The 19,573-nt window shown below is 67.6% G+C and carries 19 protein-coding genes; 12 read left to right on the top strand and 7 right to left on the bottom strand.

All coding sequences use genetic code 11. The features are described from left to right. Positions 1 to 396: 396 nt before the first annotated feature. Positions 397 to 2,271 carry an alkaline phosphatase family protein gene (locus AC1RQF_RS26385; RefSeq protein WP_492873298.1) on the bottom strand — a complete coding sequence of 625 codons (1,875 nt, stop codon included), beginning with the start codon at positions 2,269 to 2,271 and terminating at the stop codon, positions 397 to 399. Positions 2,272 to 2,784: 513 nt separating this feature from the next. Further along, the gene (locus tag AC1RQF_RS26380) at positions 2,785 to 4,377 is read right to left on the bottom strand and encodes a S53 family peptidase (RefSeq protein WP_273996420.1); all 1,593 of its coding nucleotides are present in this window, start codon (positions 4,375 to 4,377) and stop codon (positions 2,785 to 2,787) included. Between AC1RQF_RS26380 and AC1RQF_RS26375 the strand changes: the two genes are divergently transcribed. Then, a complete protein-coding gene (locus AC1RQF_RS26375; RefSeq protein ID WP_273996419.1) occupies positions 4,376 to 4,531 on the top strand; it encodes a hypothetical protein in 156 nt (51 codons plus the stop codon). The two genes, AC1RQF_RS26380 and AC1RQF_RS26375, sit on opposite strands and share 2 nt — an antisense overlap. Positions 4,532 to 5,174: 643 nt before the next feature. Here AC1RQF_RS26375 and AC1RQF_RS26370 read toward each other — a convergent pair. From AC1RQF_RS26370 to AC1RQF_RS26355, 4 genes are all read right to left on the bottom strand, one after another. After that, positions 5,175 to 5,936, bottom strand: coding sequence for a class I SAM-dependent methyltransferase (locus tag AC1RQF_RS26370; protein WP_492873297.1), 762 nt, complete (start codon positions 5,934 to 5,936; stop codon positions 5,175 to 5,177). A 60-nt stretch (positions 5,937 to 5,996) separates the two neighbouring features. Next, complete coding sequence (locus tag AC1RQF_RS26365) at positions 5,997 to 7,199, bottom strand: multidrug effflux MFS transporter (RefSeq protein ID WP_273996417.1); 1,203 nt, start codon at positions 7,197 to 7,199, stop codon at positions 5,997 to 5,999. 90 nt (positions 7,200 to 7,289) lie between these two features. Next, on the bottom strand, positions 7,290 to 7,805 hold the full coding sequence (locus AC1RQF_RS26360; protein WP_273996416.1) for a GNAT family N-acetyltransferase: 516 nt from the start codon (positions 7,803 to 7,805) through the stop codon (positions 7,290 to 7,292). 196 nt (positions 7,806 to 8,001) lie between these two features. Then, entirely contained in the window at positions 8,002 to 8,259 is a 258-nt protein-coding gene (locus AC1RQF_RS26355) for a YjhX family toxin (RefSeq protein ID WP_273996415.1), read from the bottom strand. Between AC1RQF_RS26355 and AC1RQF_RS26350 the strand changes: the two genes are divergently transcribed. Further along, positions 8,258 to 8,428, top strand: coding sequence for a hypothetical protein (locus AC1RQF_RS26350; RefSeq protein WP_252985715.1), 171 nt, complete (start codon positions 8,258 to 8,260; stop codon positions 8,426 to 8,428). The genes AC1RQF_RS26355 and AC1RQF_RS26350 overlap by 2 nt on opposite strands. A gap of 283 nt (positions 8,429 to 8,711) precedes the next feature. Beyond that, a complete protein-coding gene (locus tag AC1RQF_RS26345) occupies positions 8,712 to 9,485 on the top strand; it encodes a CDP-diacylglycerol diphosphatase (protein ID WP_492873296.1) in 774 nt (257 codons plus the stop codon). A gap of 44 nt (positions 9,486 to 9,529) precedes the next feature. Here AC1RQF_RS26345 and AC1RQF_RS26340 read toward each other — a convergent pair whose 3' ends face one another. Next, positions 9,530 to 10,273 (bottom strand): GNAT family N-acetyltransferase, encoded by a 744-nt coding sequence (locus AC1RQF_RS26340; RefSeq protein WP_273996413.1) that lies wholly within the window; start codon positions 10,271 to 10,273, stop codon positions 9,530 to 9,532. A 270-nt stretch (positions 10,274 to 10,543) separates the two neighbouring features. Here AC1RQF_RS26340 and AC1RQF_RS26335 point away from each other — a divergent pair, with 270 nt between their 5' ends. The 9 genes from AC1RQF_RS26335 to AC1RQF_RS26295 all read left to right on the top strand — a co-directional run bounded on the left by AC1RQF_RS26335 (position 10,544) and on the right by AC1RQF_RS26295 (position 19,514). Further along, positions 10,544 to 11,581 carry a Dyp-type peroxidase gene (locus tag AC1RQF_RS26335; RefSeq protein WP_273996412.1) on the top strand — a complete coding sequence of 346 codons (1,038 nt, stop codon included), beginning with the start codon at positions 10,544 to 10,546 and terminating at the stop codon, positions 11,579 to 11,581. Beyond that, entirely contained in the window at positions 11,574 to 12,368 is a 795-nt protein-coding gene (locus AC1RQF_RS26330; protein WP_273996411.1) for a family 1 encapsulin nanocompartment shell protein, read from the top strand. Before AC1RQF_RS26335 ends, AC1RQF_RS26330 begins: the two co-directional genes overlap by 8 nt. A gap of 101 nt (positions 12,369 to 12,469) precedes the next feature. Beyond that, positions 12,470 to 13,354: a LysR family transcriptional regulator gene (locus AC1RQF_RS26325; protein WP_273996410.1), complete on the top strand. Its 885-nt coding sequence runs from the start codon at positions 12,470 to 12,472 to the stop codon at positions 13,352 to 13,354. A gap of 142 nt (positions 13,355 to 13,496) precedes the next feature. Further along, positions 13,497 to 14,417 carry an AEC family transporter gene (locus tag AC1RQF_RS26320; protein WP_492873295.1) on the top strand — a complete coding sequence of 307 codons (921 nt, stop codon included), beginning with the start codon at positions 13,497 to 13,499 and terminating at the stop codon, positions 14,415 to 14,417. A gap of 61 nt (positions 14,418 to 14,478) precedes the next feature. Beyond that, the gene (locus AC1RQF_RS26315) at positions 14,479 to 15,399 is read left to right on the top strand and encodes a DMT family transporter (RefSeq protein ID WP_492873294.1); all 921 of its coding nucleotides are present in this window, start codon (positions 14,479 to 14,481) and stop codon (positions 15,397 to 15,399) included. A gap of 580 nt (positions 15,400 to 15,979) precedes the next feature. Next, the gene (locus tag AC1RQF_RS26310; protein ID WP_492873293.1) at positions 15,980 to 16,732 is read left to right on the top strand and encodes a hypothetical protein; all 753 of its coding nucleotides are present in this window, start codon (positions 15,980 to 15,982) and stop codon (positions 16,730 to 16,732) included. Positions 16,733 to 16,800: 68 nt separating this feature from the next. Next, positions 16,801 to 17,910, top strand: a complete 1,110-nt coding sequence (locus tag AC1RQF_RS26305; protein WP_273996405.1) for a glycosyltransferase family 4 protein — start codon at positions 16,801 to 16,803, stop codon at positions 17,908 to 17,910. 164 nt (positions 17,911 to 18,074) lie between these two features. Then, a complete protein-coding gene (locus tag AC1RQF_RS26300) occupies positions 18,075 to 18,443 on the top strand; it encodes a VOC family protein (protein ID WP_273996404.1) in 369 nt (122 codons plus the stop codon). Between the two features lie 36 nt (positions 18,444 to 18,479). Then, positions 18,480 to 19,514 (top strand): alpha/beta hydrolase family protein, encoded by a 1,035-nt coding sequence (locus tag AC1RQF_RS26295; RefSeq protein ID WP_273996403.1) that lies wholly within the window; start codon positions 18,480 to 18,482, stop codon positions 19,512 to 19,514. Positions 19,515 to 19,573: the final 59 nt, after the last annotated feature.

The following is a 19,573-nucleotide window of genomic DNA, read 5'->3' as shown; positions in this document are numbered from 1 at the left end:
CGATGGTCCGACCGCCGGGCCGCGACGGTTCGCGCATCGGGGCGGTTCCGCGTGCGGACGGACGCTTGCCGGAGCGAAGCGTGGCGCGATGCGCTGGTCCGACGTGCATCGGATCGAGCGGACGATGTGCGGGGCGCGTGACGGTCCGGTGTCCGGATGCGTGTCGCGCGGGGCTTTTCCGTGGAGGCGTCGCGCGCGTGACGGCTTTCGATATGTCAGTGCGTCGACGAGCAGCGAGAAGGCGGACGACGCGTGGCGTCGATTCGCCTCGTAGAGGTGGCAGCCCTCGAACGTCTTGCGCCAGGGCGTCAGCACCTGAAGGCTCGAACTGAACGCGGGCGCTCGACCCGGTTCAGTTCGGCCCGGATGCGCGGGAGGCGCCGGGCGGCAAGCGGCTCAGAACGTCCAGGCATACCCCGCCGCCGACTGCGGGCCGAAGACCTGGCATGGGCTGTTGCCCGCGCTCAATACCAGCGAATCCGAGAGCGTGGTCCCCGCGGCCACGGTGTAGTGATACACCTTCTGGGCCGGGGTCAGCGCGTTGGCATAGACGATGAAGGTCGACGTCGCGGCCGATTTCGAGTTGTCGAAGTTCAGCGTGATCGAGGTGCCGCTCCGGCTGGCCGTGACCTTGTAGTTGTAGGGCAGCGGGGCGGCCGGCCGCGTACCGGCGCCGACGCCCGGCGAGAACGTGCTGGCGTCCGTGTAGGGATAGGGCGCGTACACCGAGTTGGGCCCGTTGCTCGGCTCCGTGATCTTCCAGCCGGTGACGTCGGTGTCGCTCGGCGTGTTGCTCGGCGACGCGAGGTTGAGCGTCTCCGTCAGGTCGCCGCACACGGCGCGACGCCAGGCCGAGATGTTCGCGCACTGGACCGCGCTCGCCGGATATCCCTTCGCCGCGAGCCAGGTTTCGAGGAAGCGGACGATCGACGTATGGTCGGACAGCCGCGATGCGACGCGGCCGCCCTTGCTCCACGGCGACACGACGATCATCGGCACGCGCGGCCCGAGGCCGATCGGCTCCGATCCGTAGGTCTCGTCGCCGAGATCGATGGGTGCGCCGCCCGCGGTCGTCAGGTTGTGCTTGCCGTAGCCGGCGAGCGGCGGAATCGGCGCGGGCACGTGGTCGAAGTAGCCGTCGTTCTCGTCGTAGGTGATGAAGATCGCGCATTTCCCCCAGACGTCCCTGCTGCCGATGAGCGTGTTGATCACGCGTTCGGCGAACGTCTCGCCCGCGCTCGACGTGGCGGTCGGATGCTCGCAGTAGGTGTACGGCGCGACGATCCACGATACGGCCGGGAACGTGCTCTTGCCCTGCGCATCCTTGCCTTGCAGGTCGGCCTGCAGGGAGGCGATCAGCGCATCGGCCGAATGCGCGTCGTCGTCGCCGGATTTGCCGGCGTAGCTGCGCGCTTTCGCGATCTTGCCGGCGTCGCCGCCGCGCCGGAAGTTGTTGAAATAGGCGAGCCCGTTGTCGCCGTAGTTGCCGTAGCCCTGGTAGACCTTCCAGCTGACCTTGTTCGCTTCCAGCACGTCGGCGTAGGTCTGCCAGGTCCAGCCGTTCTGGCTGCCGCTGTCCTTCGCGATGTCCGACGTGGTGTTGCTTTCCCACAGATCGTCGTTCTCGACGATGTAGTGCTTCCAGAGCGGGTTGGTGATCGTGCCGCCGCCCGAGGTGCCGGTCCACAGGAACCGGCGGTTTGGATTGGTCGGGCCGAACAGCGAGCAGTGGTAGGCGTCGCAGATCGTGAAGGCGTTCGCGAGCGCGTAGTAGAACGGCAGGTCGGCGGGCTTCAGATAGCCCATCGTCCAGTAGCCCTTTTTCTGCACCCACGCGTTCCAGCTGCTCCAGGTCTGCTGCGATCCCTTCCACGAGTGATCGAGGTTGACGCCCTGGTAATTGACGGGCGTCGAGGTCCCGGGGTTGAGCGGGTAGGGCATCACGTTGGCGACGATCTTCCCCGACGGGTCCTTGGCCGCATAGCTGCCGGACGACAGGTTCGGCTGATACCAGACCGGCTTGCCGCTCGGCAGCGGCGTCGGGTACGGGTCCGACAGGCCGCGTACGCCGGGCAGCATGCCGAAGTAGTGGTCGAACGAGCGGTTCTCCTGCATGAACACGATGATGTGCTCGATGCCGGCCAGCGTCGTCGGCTGGGTCGTCTGGGCGAGCGCGTTGCGGATCGCGGGGGGCAGCACCGATGCGACGCCGGCCGCCGCCAGCGTGTGGGTGCCCAGCTTCAGGAAGTCGCGGCGTTTTTTTGAGGTCATGGGGAGTCCGACTCGAGTTATCCAGCGATTGCGGGGGACTTCATCGTGCTCGTCGAAGGCACGCAGGACGATAGCCGTGCTGCATGAGACTAAGATGACAACGCGATAGCGAACGCCTGTCGCGTGGCGTATGACGCGGCGGGTGGGATAACTGGAGAGTGTGAAATCAAAAAGCGGGCGTGCCGACAGGATCCGACGGAATCCTGTCCAATTGCGACCGACGGCGGTGCGTGGAACCGACCCGATGGCGCTTGTCGGCGAGGTTGGCTCGGCGGCGCATGCGGCTCGCGCCGTATGGCGTCGCTCCGGGGCGACGCCGGGTGACGATGCGCGAGCGCATCGATGATGGCGACGATTGAAGAGTCGGAAATGATCGACGCTTCGGATTGGCCGGCGATTTTGTTTCGGATTGGGAATCAATGGGCGGCGTCGCGCGAGCCAAGCATCAGGTCCAATGAGATCGCCCCGGGTGACCCGGGGCGATCGACCTCGTGCGCGACGTGCGCGGCTGCTTTACTGCGTCAGCACGTTGATCAGGTTGGCCTGCGGGCTGCCCCAGCCCGTCACGAGGTCGAAGCCGGTCGTGGAGGAGAAGCTGCCGGACTTGCCGCTCGTGATGTCGTGGAAGGTCGACTTATACGTCGTGCTGAGCGCCCCCTTGACCTCGTTGTTCGCGTAGATCACCGGGTTGATGTAGCCGACCGGCGCCTTGCCGTTGTTGGCCGCCTGCTGGTTGGCGAGCGCGATGAAGCCCGCCCACATCGGCGCGGCGAAGCTCGTGCCGCCGTACTCGTTGGCGGTGCAGTCGGTCTGGTCCGAGCACACGTAGAACGTGAAGTTGGCGTTCGCGGCGACGTCCGGCCCGTTGCGCAACGTCTTCGAGCCCTTGTTCGTCGAGGTGATGATGCCGGTGGCCGCCTGCCATGACGGGATCTTGATGCCGTCCGGCGAAATGCCGCCGCCGCTGTCGACCCACGCCGTTTCAGACTTCCAGGCGCCCGCCGCCGAGCCTGTCGTCAGGTCGGTGCCGCCTACTCCCACGACATATGCGTCGTCGGCCGGCCACGCCTCGTTCGACGACGACCACGTCGAGCTGTCGCCCGACGCCGCGAAGAACGTCTGGCCCTGTGCGGCCATCTGCTCGAAGTACGGGTCCAGCGTCGTGTTGTCGGCCGGCGTCCAGCCCCACGAGCAGCCGATGGTCGTCGGCAGCGGGTTGGCGGTCGTCATCGCGCTGATGATCGCGGTGTCGGTGTTGCCGACGTACATGGTCAGGCTGGCGAGCCCGGGGGCCATGCCGAGCGCCTGCGTCATGTCGAGCGTCTGTTCGCCGTCGTCGCAGTTCTGGTCCTCGGTGCACGAGGTGCTGGTGCCGTCGGTCGAGGTCAGCGTGATCGGGACGTTGTTGGTCTGGCCGACGTTGTTGTAGTAGGTGGTCAGGTCGTCGAGATCGGTGCCCTCGTATTCCCACAGCCCCAGGTTCTGGCCGGCGCCCGTCAGCGCCGTGCCGCCGTAGTACGCGGCGCGCATGTCGCTGCCGAGGAACGAGGCCGACGGGCCCGAGCCCGTCGTCGCGCGCGGCGAAACGGCGTCGGCGGTGACGCCGAGCGTCTTCGCGACCGCGCTCCGCTTGACGTACAGCGGATGCGGGATCGAGTAGTTGTCGAGGCCCGAGACGTGCCAGAGCGGTTTTTCGAGCGCGGTGGTCGGTTCGCGGTCCGGGCCGTAGAACGTCCGGTTCTCGGTCGGATGCTGGTAGGTGCGGATCTTCACGTTGAAGGCCTTTTCGACCGAGGCGACCGGGCCCGAGACCTGGATGTCCATGCGGTCGCGATTGCCGCCCACGATCGTCAGGCCGGACTTGACCAGATACTGGGCGGCGGCCTCATAGTCCGCGAGCGTCGGGCCGAATTTCTCCGTGAACTGCTTCGGCGTGATGTAGTGGCGGAAGTTCGGGCTGGCGGGGTTGGTCACGTCGGCCACGAAGGCATCCAGGCCGGCCTTGTCGCGCAGGGGCAGCACGACGTCGAGTTTCATCGTCTGCGTCTCGGCAAGGCTGCTCGTCGCCATCGCCACCTTCGACGCGGCGCGCACGTGATGCGTCATGACCGCCGCGGCCTGCGCCGTCGCCGCGAAGCCGCATGCCATCGCCATGCCGATGGAGAGCGAGATCGCCGTCCTGGCCAGGCCGGATGATTTCCGGGAGAAAACGTTCTTGGTATCGTCGAAACGGTTCATCAGTAGCCACCTCATGAGTTGAGAGCGAATTGTGTTCGCCGCGATATTGGATAATCACTTCTCAAACGGACTACGTTCAGACACCTGATGATGCTTGGTTGTTTTTAAATAAACGCCATGAAGTTCGTGGTGCGAAATGTCATCTGCTGCGCCGCATTAATTTTTTTGACTGGGTAAGTCAATTGAAAAGAAATTGATGCGGTGGCTAGAAGCTAATTGAATTAATTTTGACGATCTACTGCGAAAAATGGTAGGGCGGAATCAGCGGCGTGTAATTTGAGATGCTCTTGAAGACACGTTGTCTTTCAATTCTGTCTGGTTATTTTTTTGTAAGGCGTCGCGGGGATTTTCGCGGGAAATATATTGATTCAGGGGATTGCGGGCTTCAGGCGGGGAAGGGCCGCCGGGGATGTATGACCGCATGCTTACGCAATGACAGTTGGGCTGTAAGCCAGGGGCCGGCGTGACGCGGTGGTCGAGACGGAGAATTCGGCCGCGATGCGGCGCGCGGTACCAGTCGGGTGCGCGATCCGGCGTGGTTTACGCCGGATCGCATGGCGCGCGGGCCGGTGCGGACCTGAGGTGGCTGTGCAGCAATCGGAGGCGCGACGGGGTGATGATGGGCCGAACCGAACCGGCGCGCCGCGCATCCCGGCGAGGCGCAGTCAGATCGATTCCAGCACGAAAAATGCATATCCGTAGAAATCGGCGTATTTGGCATAAAGACCGATTTCATTAAAATGATCGTCAAGAATGAATTGCGCTTCCGGATTATCGATAAATGAAATCCGGAGATCGTCGATCTTTCTGCTGAGTGGCGTGTAATACTCGTCCCACCAATCCTCGGGTTTCATAATCAGATCGCCGCGCGCGAAATAATTGCATTCGGCGGCGATTTTCCGCAGGGAATCCATATTTCGCATCGCCGGATACACGGACCAGAAATCGCGCACGGAGGTCGGCGCATCGTTCCTGAGCCAGACAGGCTCCGCGATGGCGAGCATGCCGTTCGGTTTCAGGAGGCATCGCCATTCCCGCAGTGCCCGCTCGAAGCCGATCACGTACGCGGCGCCCTGGCACCAGATCAGGTCGAAGCTCGCGGGCTCGAAGGCGAGGGCGTTCATGTCGCCCCGGACGACGTCGAGGCGTTCGGCGAATCCGCGTGCCGCGGCTTTGCGTTCGAGCGCGCGGAGGAACGGCGCGTGGCAATCGAGCGCCGTGATGCGCGCGTTCGGCAGCAGCGTCGCGAGGTCCACGGTCTGCGCGCCCGTGCCGCAACCGATGTCGAGCACCTTCGCGTCGTCAGGCAGCGGCTGCGTCAGTGTCAGCGCCTGCATGGCGGTGCCCAGGCTGCCGGGCCCTTCGCGCGGAAGGTCGCCGTGCAGCGCGTCGAAAATACGTTGTTGGAGGAGGGTCTGGTTTTCCACGGAGTATGAAGAACGTCGAGTATCGGGAAGGGAGCCGATTCGGCCTCCTTCCCGGATGGATTACGGCGCGCACGCGCGGGCCGCCGCCCGGCCGCCCAGCGTGAAGCGCGTCAGGACGAGGGCCAGCAGCGCGCTCAGGGTCATGCCCGCCACCATCGGCAGCGGGCTGTCGCTCGAGAACAGGCCCATCAGGCCGGTCGCCACGGCGCCCGTCATCATCTGCAGCGTGCCGAGCAGCGCGGAAGCCGTGCCGGCGATGCTGCCGTGCGTGTCGAGCGCGAGCACCGAGGTGGTGGGAATCATCCATCCCATGAACGCGCTGGCGAAGAAGTACAGCGTCAGCAGCACCCACAGCCGGTCGCCGCCCGCGAGATAGTGCGCGAGCAGGGCCAGCAGCGCGACACTGCATCCGAGCACGCTGAAGCGGATCACCCGCGCGATGCCGAAGCGTTCGCACAAGGGCCCGTTGAGCTGGGCCGCGCCGAAGAACGCAGCCGCGTTCACGCCGAAGGCGATGCCGTAGAGCGTGGGCGACAGGCCGTAGTGCTCGATCAGCACGAACGGCGAGTTGGCCAGGTAGATGAAGAAGATCGCGAACGCGAAGCTGCCGATGAAGACGAGGCCGAGGTAATGGCGGTCGCGCAGCAGCTGCGCATAGGCGCGCAGGACGCTGCCGAGGCTGCTTTCGACGCGCGCGTCGGCGTTGCGCGTTTCCGCCAGCATGCCGGCGGCCAGCGCGAGCCCGGCCACCGCCGCGAACGTCACGGCCCAGAACACGCCGCGCCAGCTGGTATGGGCGATCACGACGCTGCCCACCAGCGGCGCGAGGATCGGCGAGACGCTGAGCACCAGCATCAGCAGCGACATCAGCCGCGCCGCGTCGTTGCCGGTATGCAGGTCGCGCACGACGGCGCGCGGGATCACCATGCCGGCGGCCGCGCCGAGGCCCTGCACGAAGCGCAGCGCGACCAGCGTCTCGATGCGGGTCGCGAGCGCGCAGCCGATGCTCGCGACGACGAACAGCGCGAGGCCGGCATAGAGCGGCGGCTTGCGCCCGACCATGTCCGACACCGGGCCGTAGAACAGCTGGCCGATGCCGAGCGAGACGAAGAACGCGGTGAGGCTCAACTGGACGCTGCCCATGTCCGCGCCCAGGCTGCGGCCGATGACCGGCAGCGCGGGCAGGTACATGTCCACGGCGAACGGCCCGATCGCGGAGATCAGGCCCAGGATCACGGCGACTCTGTAGAAACGGTGATTCATCGATTCATCTCGGTAATGGCGCGTGGACATCGGGCCCGCGCGCGGGGTGTATGCGGAGCGGGGCGCGCGGCGCGCCCCCGCGTCGCCGGTTTATTCGACTGCCTCGAAGGCCGCGTGGTACCGCACGTCGCCGGCGGGGACGTCGCCCGTCAAGGGCAGCGCCTGGAAATATTCCTGCGGGACGCCGGGCAGCGTCAGGCCCGGATGCGTCCGGAACCCGAAGCGCCCGTAATACGCGGGATTGCCGAGCACGACGCAGCCGTGGCCGCCGTGCGCTTTCAATGCGTCGAGCGCGGCCGTGATCAGCAGCGAGCCGATGCCGCGACCCTGCTGGTCGGGCTGCACGGAAACCGGGCCGAGACCGTACCAGCCGGCTGCGCCGGATGCGATCGCGACGGGCGAGATCGCGACGTGGCCCACGACCGCGCCGTCGTGTTCCGCGACGAGGGAGAGGGACAACTGTCCCGCGCGTCGCAGCGCGTCGACGATGAACTGCTCGGTATGGCTCGAATGCGTTTCATCGCGGAACGCGGCTTCCGTGATCCGGTGGATGCGGTCGAGGTCGGCGTCGCGCTCGGGGCGAATGGTGATGGATGCGTGTTTCATGTCGGTTTGCCTGTCTTGCTCGATGAATGAGGGAGGGCGGGTGCGCCCTCCGTCGGTGTCGGGTCGTCGTTCGGGGTCGGTCGGGCCGCGATCGGTCGGGCCGCGAAGCCCGGCGGCTGACGACGGCCCGTTCCGGGCCTGCCGCCGGCCGCCGCGCGTATCGGGCGCGCATCGTCGCGACGTGGGCGCGCGCGCGTCAGCGGTTGTCCGCTTGCGAACGCACGGCGCGCAGCCCGGCCGGATTGACCCGATACGGCCGGCCGTCCTGGGACCGGATCAGCCGTTTGGTCTTGAGCCGGGTGAAAACGCTCAGCGTGCAGTCGGACAGGACGTACCCGTCGCGGGTGAAACACTGGGCGGATGTGATGTTGCCGGCCGCGTCGCGCGTCAGCACGATGCAGCCACCTTTGGCGAGGACGTGGAGGGTCCGTTGCTCGGGCCTGGAGAGGTTCATGTTGGAATTCGAACGCAGTAATCTGAATGTGCATAACCAGCGCGCACCAAAAACGGGTGCCCGCCAAGCTTTTTTGCCCATCGATAACCGAAACACCTTGCTTGCGCAGGGTTTGGGTTATCGGATTACCGCAATCTCCAACATACAGGCCTTGTTCAATGCAACGTAAAGGAAGCCCTTCGAGGGCCGGGATATCAGCAGGTGCCGGGCAACGTGCCAGCGCCGCACCTGAAATATCGAGGTCGGGAGGATAGCACATCGGCGGCGCAGCGAAAAGCCGGCGGCCGCTGGCGCGAGGCGCGCGCACGCGCTCAAGGCAGACGTCGCGCGCGTCGAGGCGTCCCGTCGCGACGGCTTCGGCGGCGACGGCTCGCGACGCCGGTTTCCCTCCGGCCCGTCACGCTCTTATCATGCGTGCTGCGATGCGGGCCCTGTCAATTGTCGAGGTGTCGATGAATCGGAAAATCACGTTTTCCCTCGTGCCGGTTGTGCTGCTGGTCGCGGTTCTCGCGGCGTATTTCCTGTATGGTCGCGGCAATCCCCATGCGCTGTGGGAGATCGTCAGCCAGCGGTGCGTGCCGGACCAGACCGCGAACGACAAACCCGATCCGTGCCTGAAGGTCGATCTCGCCGCGCAGTACGTGGTGCTCAAGGATCTGCGCGGCCCGTATCACGACCTGGTCATGCCGACCCACCGCGTGACGGGCATCGAGTCGCCGCTGCTTCAGGCGGCCGGCGCGCCGAGTTTCTTCGCGGCCGCGTGGAACGAACGCGGCCGCCTCGCGCAGGAATTCGGCAGGCCGATCGACGATGCCTATCTGTCGTTCGCGATCAACTCGAAATACGGGCGCTCGCAGGATCAGCTGCACATCCACGTGTCCTGTCTGAAGCCCGAGGTCTATCACCTGCTGGAAGGGGCGCAGCGCGACATCGGCCCGGACTGGGCGCCGCTCGCGCAGCGGATCAACGGGCACGTCTATCTGGCGAAGCGCCTCGGTTCGGACGACCTGGTCCGCGAGAATCCGTTCAGGATCGTCGACGCCTATGCGCGGCGCCGCGAGGACAGCATCGCGAAGTTCGGCCTCGCCGTGGTCAGGCTGCGGGACGGCGGCATGGCCTTGCTGGCGAATCGACTGGACGTCATCCCGGATTTCAACTGGGGCTCCGCGGAAGAAATCCAGGACTTCACGTGCGCGGTGGTCGGCGGCGCGGCCGCGCACCAGTAAGCGCCCGCCACCGCCTGCCGCGTTCCCGCGCGAGCGCGCCGCGCTCACACGTCGGAATCGGGCGACACGACTTCCCAGGTGCCGTACGTGGTCAGGCCGACGGAGCGCGCCAGCGCCACCGATGCGGCGTTGTCGAGCTGACAGCGATACTGCGGCTCGCATCCCTGCGCATAGGCATGCCGGCAGAGCGCGCGCACCACCTTGCGCGCGTGGCCGTGCCCGCGCGCGTGAGCGAGCGTGAGCACGCCGAGGTCGGCCAGGCGCGAGTCTTCCCACGCGTACATGCTGGCCGCGCTGACGAGCCGCTCGCCTTGGAACGCACCGAATACCGCCCGGTGCGCCAGTTCCACGTAGGCGTCGTCGAGGTCCTGCTCCGATGCGCACGACTCGAACGCGGCAAACGCCTCGGCATCGCGCGTCGTCAGCGCGCGCACGCCGGGAGGCTCGGGCTCCGCCAGCAGCGCGTATTTTTCCGCCGCCGAAAAGTAGAGCAGGTAATCCGCGCCATGCAGGACGAGGTTGGCGTCCGCGAGGCGACGGCGGAAGCTGTCCGCCGACGGCTTGCGCAGTTCACGCAGGCCCATGCGTCCGGCCAGCTCGGGCGTGACGACCGCCATCGCCAGGCCGTCGGGGCGCGTCAGCACCATGACCCGCGAATCGTCGTCGAGATCGGGATTGGCGGCGAGCGTGAAGCGCGCGTCGCGGTACAGGATCTCGCCGCTCAGGAACGACGCATTCCAGAAGTTGGAGATCGTGGTCGAGAAGCGAGGGGCCGGGCGGTCGGTCATCGTGTCGTTCGGTGGTGGCGTGATGGACGGGGCGCGGGCCGCCGGCGGCCCGCCCGGGTATCGGCGGCGCGTCCGGCGCGTCCAAGCGACACACGATCGTAACCGATGCGCATCGGCCTTGCAGGCGCCGCGGCCGGGCGGCTCCCCCGGCCTCGATCAGGCGGGACGCGGGGCCGCGCCGCACGCTGCGCGCGGCCGCGTCGCGTTGACAATCGACGACGCTGCATATAAGAATGAGTGCCCCCCGCCCCCCCAGAAGAGCGCGCGCCGATGCCCGTCGATCTCCCCGAACCGCAAGCCGTTTCCAGCCCCGTCACCCGCAGCGCCATCTTCATCGTCGCCACCCTCGCCGCCGGCGCGGCCCAGGCCGGCACCGTGCGCGCCTGGTGCGCCGACGTCGCGGCGCTGGTCCGCGCGGTCGGCTCGCGCGTGCCGGCCGGCAACCTGTCGTGCGTGTGCGGCTTCAGTTCCGGCGCCTGGGACTCGCTGTTCGGCGCGCCGCGCCCCGCCGCGCTGCATCCGTTCCGCGAGTTCGGCGCGGGCGGGCGCGTCGCGGCGGCGACGCCCGGCGATCTGCTGCTGCATATCCGCGCGGACGCGGCCGACCTGTGCTTCGAACTCGCGACGCAACTGCTCGCGCGTCTCGGCGACGCCGTCACGGTGGTCGACGAGGTGCATGGCTTCCGCTATTTCGATCAGCGCAGCATGGTCGGCTTCGTCGACGGCACGGAGAATCCGGTCGGCCGCGAGGCCGCGCATTTCACCGAGATCGGCGCCGACGATCCCGGGTTCGCGGCCGGCAGCTACGTGATCGTGCAGAAGTACCTGCACGACATGGCCGCCTGGAACGCGCTGCCCGTCGACATGCAGGAACGCATCATCGGCCGCACCAAGCACGACAACATCGAACTCGACGACACGGCCAAGCCGAGCTGGGCGCACAACGCGCTGACGTCGATCGTCGAGGACGGCGAGGAGGTCAAGATCCTGCGCGACAACATGCCGTTCGGCCGCCCCGGCGCGAACGAGTTCGGCACGTACTTCATCGGCTACGCGCGCACGCCCGCGCCGATCGAACAGATGCTCGAGAACATGTTCGTCGGCGTGCCGCCCGGCAATTACGATCGTCTGCTCGACTACAGCCGCGCGGTGACGGGCGGGCTGTTCTTCGTGCCGTCCGCGACGCTGCTGGAAACGCTTGCCGAGCGCGTGCCCGACGCGGCCGCGCCCGCTTCCGACGCGCCCGTTGCCGAGGTCGGCGACGGCTCCCTGAACATCGGCTCACTCAAAGGAACGCACCATGAATAACCTGCATCGTGAACTCGCGCCCATTTCGGCCGCCGCCTGGTCGCAGATCGAGGAGGAGGTCGCGCGCACCTTCAGGCGTTCCGTCGCGGGCCGCCGCGTGGTCGACGTCAAGGGGCCGAACGGCGCGGCGTTCGCGGGCGTCGGCACCGGTCACCAGCGTGCGATCACGGCGCCCCAGCAAGGCGTGGGCGCGCGGCTGCGCGACTATCGCGGGGTGGTCGAGCTGACGGTGCCGTTCGAGCTGCAGCGCGAGGCGATCGACGATGTCGAGCGCGGCTCCAACGATTCCGACTGGCAGCCCGCGAAGGACGCGGCCAAGGCGCTGGCGTTCGCGGAAGACCGGGCGATCTTCGACGGCTACAAGGCGGCCGGGATCGTCGGCGTGCGCGAGGGCGCGTCGAATCCGAAGGTCGCGCTGCCGAAGAGCGTCGCCGACTACCCTGCCGCGATCAGCGGCGCGCTCGAAGCGCTGAAGCTCGCGGGCGTCGACGGTCCGTATTCGGTGCTGCTCGGCGCCGATGCGTACACCGCGCTCAACGAGGCCAGCGACCAGGGCTATCCGGTCGTCGAGCACATCAAGCGCATCGTCAACGGCGAGATCGTGTGGGCGCCCGCGCTCACGGGCGGCAGCGTGTTGTCGACCCGGGGCGGCGATTTCGAGCTGCATCTCGGCCAGGATCTGTCGATCGGATATCAAAGCCACACGGACAAGCTCGTGAAGCTCTACTTGCGCGAAACCTTCACGTTCCTGATGCTGACGGGCGAGGCCTCGGTCCGGGTCGGCTGACCTGCCCGCGGCGCCGGCCGGTCCGCCGCGCGCCGCCCGCGCTCCTTCTTCCGGCCCCGCGCCGCCAGCAGGCGGACACGGGGCATCTTCCTCATCCCGCCATGTCACTCCGCGCCCTGAGAACCCTGGTCGCCGTCGCCCGTCATCAGACCTTCGCGCGCGCCGGCGAGGCGATCGGCCTCACGCAGTCGGCGGTGAGCCTGCAGATCAAGACCCTCGAAAGCGAATTCAACGTGCAGCTGTTCGACCGCACGCGGCGGCAGCCGATGCTGACCGAGGCCGGCCGCATCCTGCTCGCGCAGGCGGAGCAGGTGCTCGCGCTGTACGACCGGATTCCCGATGCGCTCAGCGACGAACAGCGGCTGGTCGGGCGGCTGCGCGTCGGCGCGATCCAGACGGCGCTGTCCGGCCCGCTGCCGGACGCGCTGCTGGCGATCCGGCGCGCGCATCCGTCCTTGCGCATCCACGTGTCGGCGGGCATGTCGATCGAGCTTGCGCATCGGGTCGCGGCGGGCGAACTCGACGCGGCCGTCACGACCCAGCCGGTCCGGCCGTATCCGGCCGGGCTCGCGTGGACGACGCTGTACGAAGATCGCTTCTGGCTGCTCGCGCCGCTGCAATACGCGACGCGCGATGCGCGCGCCTTGCTCGAGGCGCTGCCGTTCATCCGCTTCGACGCGCAGGCATGGGCGGGCCGGATGATCGCCGCCGAACTGCGTCGGCTCGGCGTGCGGGTGCGCGAGGAGATGGTGCTCGACAGCGCGGAGACGATCGTCCGGATGGTCGCGAACGGCCTCGGCGCGGCGATCGTCGCGCTGCCCGACGCAACGCTCGCGCGCCTGCCGCCCGTCGCGCGGCTGCCGTTCGGGCAGCCGCAGATGGGCCGCCCGGTCGTGCTGCTCGAACACCAGTCGCGCCCCGCGCAGCGCTTCGCGCAGGCCTTCGCCGCCCAGGTCGCCGAATCTGGCATGAGAATTTCTTATTGATCGCCCGAGAATTCACCATTATTTCCGTGGGTTCAACGTGCTAACTTGGCGACGTCGTCCATTCAACGAGCGTCACCATGTCGTACCGAGGGCGGGTTTCCATCGCGGCACATCGTGAGCCGCACGGCAGCGGGGCGCGACGATGAGCGCCGCCATCGTGCTGGCGCTCGCGCCGGTCGCGCTGGGCCATGCGCTCGCGCGCGGCGGTGTCGTCACCGCCGCGTTCTGGTCGCAGGCCGAGCGGCTCTGTTATTACCTCCTGCTGCCCGCGCTGTTCGCCGATCATCTCGCGAGCGTGCGTCTGTCGTCGCTGCCGGTCGCGCCGCTCGCGCTCACGCTGGTCGGCTCCACCGCGCTGGTCGCGGGCGGGCTCGCGCTGGCGCGTCCGCTCGTCCGCGTCGACGGAGCCGCGTTCACGTCGGTGTTCCAGGGGGCGATCCGCTTCAACAACTACGTCGGCGCGGCGGTCGCGGTCGCGCTGTTCGGCGCGCAGGGCGGGGCGCTCGCCGCCGTGTGCGTGGCGATCATCGTGCCGCTCGTGAACCTGATCTGCGTCGCGGTGTTCGCCTGCCACGGCGCGTTGCGTCCCGACGCCCGCGCGCTCACGCGTCATGTGCTCGCGAATCCGCTCGTGCTCGGCTGCCTGCTCGGCATCGCGCTGCAGACGGCCGGCGTCGGCTTTCCGCCCGTGATCGCGCCGGTCGTGCGCGCGCTCGGCGCGGCGTCGATGCCACTGGGCCTGATGTGCGTCGGCGCCGCGCTGCGCTTCGGCGCGCTGCGCGCCTGGGCGGGGCCGGTCGCGGTCGCCTCGGCGTGCAAGTTCGTCGCGCTGCCCGCTGCCGCATGGCTGGTCGGGCATGCGCTCGGCCTGGGCGGCGCGGCGCTGACGGTCGCGCTGCTGTTCCAGGCGCTGCCGACGTCCTCCGCGTCCTACCTGATGGCGCGCCAGCTCGGCGGCGACGCGCCGCTGATGGCCGGCATCACCGCGCTCCAGACGCTCGCCGCGATGGCGGCCGTGCCGCTCGTCGTCGGCGCGCTCGACGCGTGGCCGGGCTGGCGCTGATTGTTCCTCTCGACTCGATCTCATGCATACCCGAACCGCCCCGTCTCCCCTCGATCAAGCGATGGCATCGTCATCGGCACCCGATGCGCCCGCGCGCGCCGCCATCTATGCGAAGCTGACGCTGGTCGCGTTGTTCTGGGGCGGGACCTTCGTCGCCGGCCGCCTGCTGGCCGGCGCGATGTCGCCGTCGCAGGCGGCGATGGGCCGCTTCGGCGTCGCCGCCGTGCTGCTGGTGTTGCTGGCGTGGCGGTACGAGGGCGGGCTGCCGCGACTCGATGCGCGCCAGGTCGCGACGACCTTCGCGCTCGGGCTGACCGGCATCTTCGCCTACAACCTGTGCTTTTTCGCCGCGCTGGCCCGCATGCCGGCCGGCCGCACCGCGCTGTTCGTCGCGCTGACGCCGATCGTCACCGCGCTGCTGTTGGCGGGCCTGCTGCGCGAGCGGATGTCGGCGACGCGCTGGATCGGCATCGGGATCGCGTTGTCGGGCGCGCTGCTCGTGATCGGTCGCGGGCACCTGCTCGCGCTGTTCAGCGACTTGCGCGGCACCTTCGGCGCGGGCGAGTGCTACATGCTCGGCGCGGTCGCGAGCTGGAGCGCGTATACGATCATCGGCCGCCACGCGCTCAAGGGGCTTTCGCCGCTGGCCGCGACGACCTACGCCACGCTGTGGGGGCTCGCGCTGCTGGTCGGCGCGCATCTGCTGACGCCCGCGACGGGCGAGGGCGCGGGCATCGGCTGGCAGGCGGCGGTCGCGATCCTGTACCTCGGCGCGATCGGCACGGTGGTCGGGTTCGTCTGGTATTACCAGGGCATTCGCGCGCTCGGGCCGGCGCGCGCGGCGGTCTTCACCAATCTCGTGCCGGTGTTCGGCGTGCTGCTCGCGGTCGGGCTGCTCGGCGAGACGCTGAGCCTGTCGATGCTCGCGGGCGGGGCGCTCGTCATCGCCGGGGTCGCGCTGACCAATCGCGGAGCGCGCTGACCAATCGCGGGGCGCGCTGAGGCGGCGCGGAGCGTGGGCGACGCGGGTGGCGGTGGCCGGCCGTCGGGCGGGAGCGGGAGAGGCAACGCGAATCCGCTTTGAGCCGTCGCCGCGTATCCGCGCGCCCATTCGATTGTCGGCAGCGGTGCTGCCTCCGAGGTGCCGGCGCAGTGCGGACCTACCGGGTTTCGGTCACGCGCGGCGCAGGCCGGCTGGTGAAATCGGAAGAACCGATCCAGCAACACGCGAGCGCGAGCGACTGCAACCCGCGCCGCGGTCGGCGCGGTTCCCTGTCCGGGTGGAGCCCGCGGTGGCGCTTCCACCCAAGCGACGCGGACGGCTTCGGCGTTTTCGCGCTTTGCCTGCGCGTACCGACAGGCATGGTTTTCCGATTGTAAGGAAAAGAAGCGGATCGTCAGCACATCGAACTCGATCGCTCCGATGAGCGGTATGCTGTCGGGCACAGGAGCATGCGATCCCGATCCGCCGCCGCGCGGCGGACGAGGTATCCGTCGGCGCGCCCGTTCGCGCAGCGCCGACGGCGGCGCCTCCCGCTCACATGGAGAACAAGGAACCGTTCATGTCCGACACATTTTCGCTTGCCGTCGCCACGCCCTCGCATAGAGGGCTCTTCACCACGTCCTATGTCCGCAGCGTCTGGGGGCTCCAGAAAGCCTGCCTCGCTCGCGGGATACGTGTCGAACTCCTGACGTTGACCAATCAGAGCTTGGTCGACCGGGCGAGAAACATCATTACGAGCTTCTTTCTTTACAAGACCGACTACAGCCACATGCTGTTTCTCGACGACGACATGGGCTTCAATGTCGACGACATCATGCGCATGCTCGACTGGCATCAATACGACGTGGTGGCCGCCATGTATCCACGCAAGGAGATCGACTGGACCCGGATCAAGGAGGCCGTACTGGCGCATCCGGAGATCGACCCCGCGCTGTTGCCGCAGATAGCCGGCCAGTACGGGGGCATGCACACGTTCCTGCGGGAAGGCGATACGCCGGCGGGCGCGCTCGACGCGCCGATGCCGGTGCGCGAAACCGGCACCGGCATCATGCTGATTGCGCGTGCGTGTCTTGAGCATCTGGCGCAACAGAATATTCCCAGCGCCAAACCCGGCGGCGCGACGGACTTTCCCGTCCATGAATTCTTCAGCCAGAAAGTCATCGACGACCGGCTCGTCGGCGAGGATTTCTACTTCTGCAATCTCGTGAGGGAGCACGGCCGGACGGTCTATGGATGCGCGTGGCCCAATGTCGTTCATACGGGGACATGCGATTTCATCGGGGATTTTCCGTCGATTATGTCGCTATCCTGATCATTTGGCGTGGAAGGGATCTGGAATATCGACATCGGGCGTGGGCGGCGCCACATGGGGGTTTTTCAATGAAGCTGGCTTTTCTGGATCCGATGTCTTGGGACTACGACACGGAGACGCCCTTGCTCCGTCCACTCGGAGGCTCGCAATCGGCTTTGTGCTATCTGGCGGCCGAGCTGGCCAGGCAGGGCCAAGACGTCTCGATTATCAACGGCGCCAGCGAGCCGGGGCGAGATGCGAATGGCGTACGAATTCTCTCGTATCTTCATGCGCTTCAGGACACGACGCTGATGAACGGCTTTGATGCGGTCATTGTGCTGAATCTGGCTGTCGGCAACACGTTGCGAGACACGTTGGGAATCAAAGTCCCCCTTGTCTTGTGGACCGGCCATGCGTCCGACCAGCAAGCCGTGGCGCAACTGCGGCAGAGTCAGGAGCGCGCGGCTTGGCGGGGCTTTGCATTTGTCAGCCAGTGGCAGGCCGCCGCCTATCAGAGGGCATTTTCGATCCCGCCCGACAAGGGCAAGGTCATTCACAACGGGATCGCCCCTGCGTTCGCCTCCGAAGCCGTCTCTTTGCCCTGGTATGCCGGGCGACGCGATCCCGTACTCGCGTACACCAGCACGCCCTTCAGGGGGCTTTCCCATCTCCTCGACGCGTTTCCGGCCATCCGCGATGCGGTTCCGAATGTTCGTCTGAAGGTCTTTTCCAGTATGGCCGTCTACAACGTCGCTCCTGAGCAGGATGAGTACCAGGACATTTATGAACGTTGTCGTCGAATGGAGGGCGTCACGTATGTCAGCGCGATCAGCCAGCCGGCGCTGGCAAAAGAACTGTCGCAATGCGCCGCTCTGGCTTATCCGTCCGTTTTCGCTGAAACGTTCTGCATCGCGGCGGCCGAGGCATTGGCCAGTGGCGCAAGTTTGCTGACCACCAACTGGGGGGCGCTGCCATCCCTGTTCGGTGAGTACGGAGCGTTCATGGACCTGCCCTCGGATCATCGGGAATGGGCGCCTCTGTACAGTGCGCTCGTGATCGACAGCCTCGAGAGGGATCTCGCGGAGCCGGAGGCGAGTCAGATCCGACGGCAGGCGCGTATCGAAGCCGTGCGTCAACGTTTCTCCTGGCCGTCCTTGGCGGGATCCTGGGTCGGTTGGCTGGATGCCGTTCTCGCCTAGTCCGCTGGACGGAATGAATGGGGCTGGATACGGACAGGCCCGTTCTCAACAGGCGATTCGATGACGATCTCCCGTTCGCCTCACCTCATCGCACTCTGCTGACAGATTCTGACAGTGACGACGCGTAGGATCGGCGTCGTCATTTTCGTGTCAGGAGGACAACGATGACCGCACCCAATCTCGTGATTCTTTACGTCGACGATCCGCTGCGCAGCGCCGGATTTTATGAAAAACTGTCCGGCCGCGCGCCGGCGGCCGTATTCCCGACCTACGTGGCCTTTGCCTTCGACAACGGCTTGCAGCTCGGTTTGTGGTCGACGCGCGCGGAGAATTTCGTATCGGGCGGCACGGGGCATCGCTCGGAACTGACGTTCCTGGCCGACACCGAGGCCGAGGTGGACCGGCTCCACGCGGCATGGCGCGCGCTCGGCGTGACGATCGAGCAGGCGCCGATGGCGGCGGTGTTCGGGCGCACGTTCGTCGCGCTCGATCCGGACGGGCACCGGCTGCGGGTCTGCACCCCGGACAAATAGCACGGCCGGCGTGCACATCGAACCAGGAGGCGTGGCATGAAGGGCGACGTGGGGCAACGACAACAGGGCGACGCCGCGCCGCGCGTGGGCGGCGGCGCGGCGCGCCTGCGTCGGCGTGCGGCCTGCTGGCTGCTTGCCGGCGCGCTCGGCGCGGCGATTGCGCTACCCGCGACGCCCGCCGCGTCGGCCGAGGCGCTGTTGTCGCCGTTTCCGATCGAACGGGACGACCACAGCCGCATCGATTACTACCTCGAACGCCGCGCGCCGTCCGCGCGCGGCGGCACCTTGCTCGTGGTGCTGCAGGGTTCGGACTGCAACAGCGTCAGGCAAGTCGAGGCGATCCGCCGCGATCTGGCCGGCGTGCTGCCCGACGCGGATCTGCTGACGATCGAGAAGTACGGCATCACGGCGGCGTTGCCCTACAGCGCGGACCCGGACCGGCCGGATTGCCCGGCCGCCCATGTGGAGCACGACACGCCCATGCGGCGCGCGCGCGACGCGGCGGCGGTCGTTGCGCGGCTGGCGGCCGAGAACGGATACGCGAAGGTCGTGGCGATCGGCGGCAGCGAGGGCGGGGTCGTCGCGAACCTGCTGACGGCGCGCTCGACGCTCGTCGACGCGACGATCGCGTTCGGAGGCGGCGGCCGCTGGTTTCTCGACGACGTGCTGCATAGCATCGCAGTCTCCGATCTGCCTGCCGCGCAGCGCGCCCAGGCCGTCGGCGGCATGCGTGCGCTGGCCCGGTCGATCGCGGATGGCGAGCCGGTGCCCGCGATGAGCGGCCACGGCGTCGCATGGTGGCGGACCGTGTTCGGCACCGATCAGCTGGCTGTGTTGCGCGAGGTGCGTACGCCCGTGCTGCTGATCCAGGGCGCGGAGGACGAGGCGGCATCGACGGCCGCCGCACGGCGACTTGCCGTCGCGCTCGCGAGGGCGGGGCGCGACAACGTCCGCCTGGTGGTCTACCCCGGGCTGGATCATCGCCTGCGCGGGCCCGACGGCGTCAGCCAGATGGCGCGCGTAGCCGCCGACATGACGACCTGGCTGCGCGAACGCGGGTTCGCGGATTGAGCGGCCGCGCGGCGGCGGCAGGCAGCGGACCTTCGGTCCGCCGGCCGCGAGCCGCCGAA

It is taken from the genome of Burkholderia sp. GW821-FHT14F03, assembly GCF_058803765.1.
Note: the sequence above shows the minus strand (reverse complement) of the source record. Positions and strands in the feature narration are given on the sequence as shown.

What these genes read in the sequence shown, in the direction of transcription:
- AC1RQF_RS26385 (WP_492873298.1), bottom strand. Translation starts at nt 2,271, where the DNA reads ATGACCTCAAAAAAACGCCGCGACTTCCTGAAGCTGGGCACCCACACG.
- AC1RQF_RS26375 (WP_273996419.1), top strand. Translation starts at nt 4,376, where the DNA reads ATGACCGCCGCGGCCTGCGCCGTCGCCGCGAAGCCGCATGCCATCGCC.
- AC1RQF_RS26380 (WP_273996420.1), bottom strand. Translation starts at nt 4,377, where the DNA reads ATGACGCATCACGTGCGCGCCGCGTCGAAGGTGGCGATGGCGACGAGC.
- AC1RQF_RS26365 (WP_273996417.1), bottom strand. Translation starts at nt 7,199, where the DNA reads ATGAATCACCGTTTCTACAGAGTCGCCGTGATCCTGGGCCTGATCTCC.
- AC1RQF_RS26360 (WP_273996416.1), bottom strand. Translation starts at nt 7,805, where the DNA reads ATGAAACACGCATCCATCACCATTCGCCCCGAGCGCGACGCCGACCTC.
- AC1RQF_RS26350 (WP_252985715.1), top strand. Translation starts at nt 8,258, where the DNA reads ATGTTGGAATTCGAACGCAGTAATCTGAATGTGCATAACCAGCGCGCA.
- AC1RQF_RS26355 (WP_273996415.1), bottom strand. Translation starts at nt 8,259, where the DNA reads ATGAACCTCTCCAGGCCCGAGCAACGGACCCTCCACGTCCTCGCCAAA.
- AC1RQF_RS26345 (WP_492873296.1), top strand. Translation starts at nt 8,712, where the DNA reads ATGAATCGGAAAATCACGTTTTCCCTCGTGCCGGTTGTGCTGCTGGTC.
- AC1RQF_RS26340 (WP_273996413.1), bottom strand. Translation starts at nt 10,273, where the DNA reads ATGACCGACCGCCCGGCCCCTCGCTTCTCGACCACGATCTCCAACTTC.
- AC1RQF_RS26335 (WP_273996412.1), top strand. Translation starts at nt 10,544, where the DNA reads ATGCCCGTCGATCTCCCCGAACCGCAAGCCGTTTCCAGCCCCGTCACC.
- AC1RQF_RS26330 (WP_273996411.1), top strand. Translation starts at nt 11,574, where the DNA reads ATGAATAACCTGCATCGTGAACTCGCGCCCATTTCGGCCGCCGCCTGG.
- AC1RQF_RS26325 (WP_273996410.1), top strand. Translation starts at nt 12,470, where the DNA reads ATGTCACTCCGCGCCCTGAGAACCCTGGTCGCCGTCGCCCGTCATCAG.
- AC1RQF_RS26320 (WP_492873295.1), top strand. Translation starts at nt 13,497, where the DNA reads ATGAGCGCCGCCATCGTGCTGGCGCTCGCGCCGGTCGCGCTGGGCCAT.
- AC1RQF_RS26315 (WP_492873294.1), top strand. Translation starts at nt 14,479, where the DNA reads ATGGCATCGTCATCGGCACCCGATGCGCCCGCGCGCGCCGCCATCTAT.
- AC1RQF_RS26310 (WP_492873293.1), top strand. Translation starts at nt 15,980, where the DNA reads ATGTCCGACACATTTTCGCTTGCCGTCGCCACGCCCTCGCATAGAGGG.
- AC1RQF_RS26305 (WP_273996405.1), top strand. Translation starts at nt 16,801, where the DNA reads ATGAAGCTGGCTTTTCTGGATCCGATGTCTTGGGACTACGACACGGAG.
- AC1RQF_RS26300 (WP_273996404.1), top strand. Translation starts at nt 18,075, where the DNA reads ATGACCGCACCCAATCTCGTGATTCTTTACGTCGACGATCCGCTGCGC.
- AC1RQF_RS26295 (WP_273996403.1), top strand. Translation starts at nt 18,480, where the DNA reads ATGAAGGGCGACGTGGGGCAACGACAACAGGGCGACGCCGCGCCGCGC.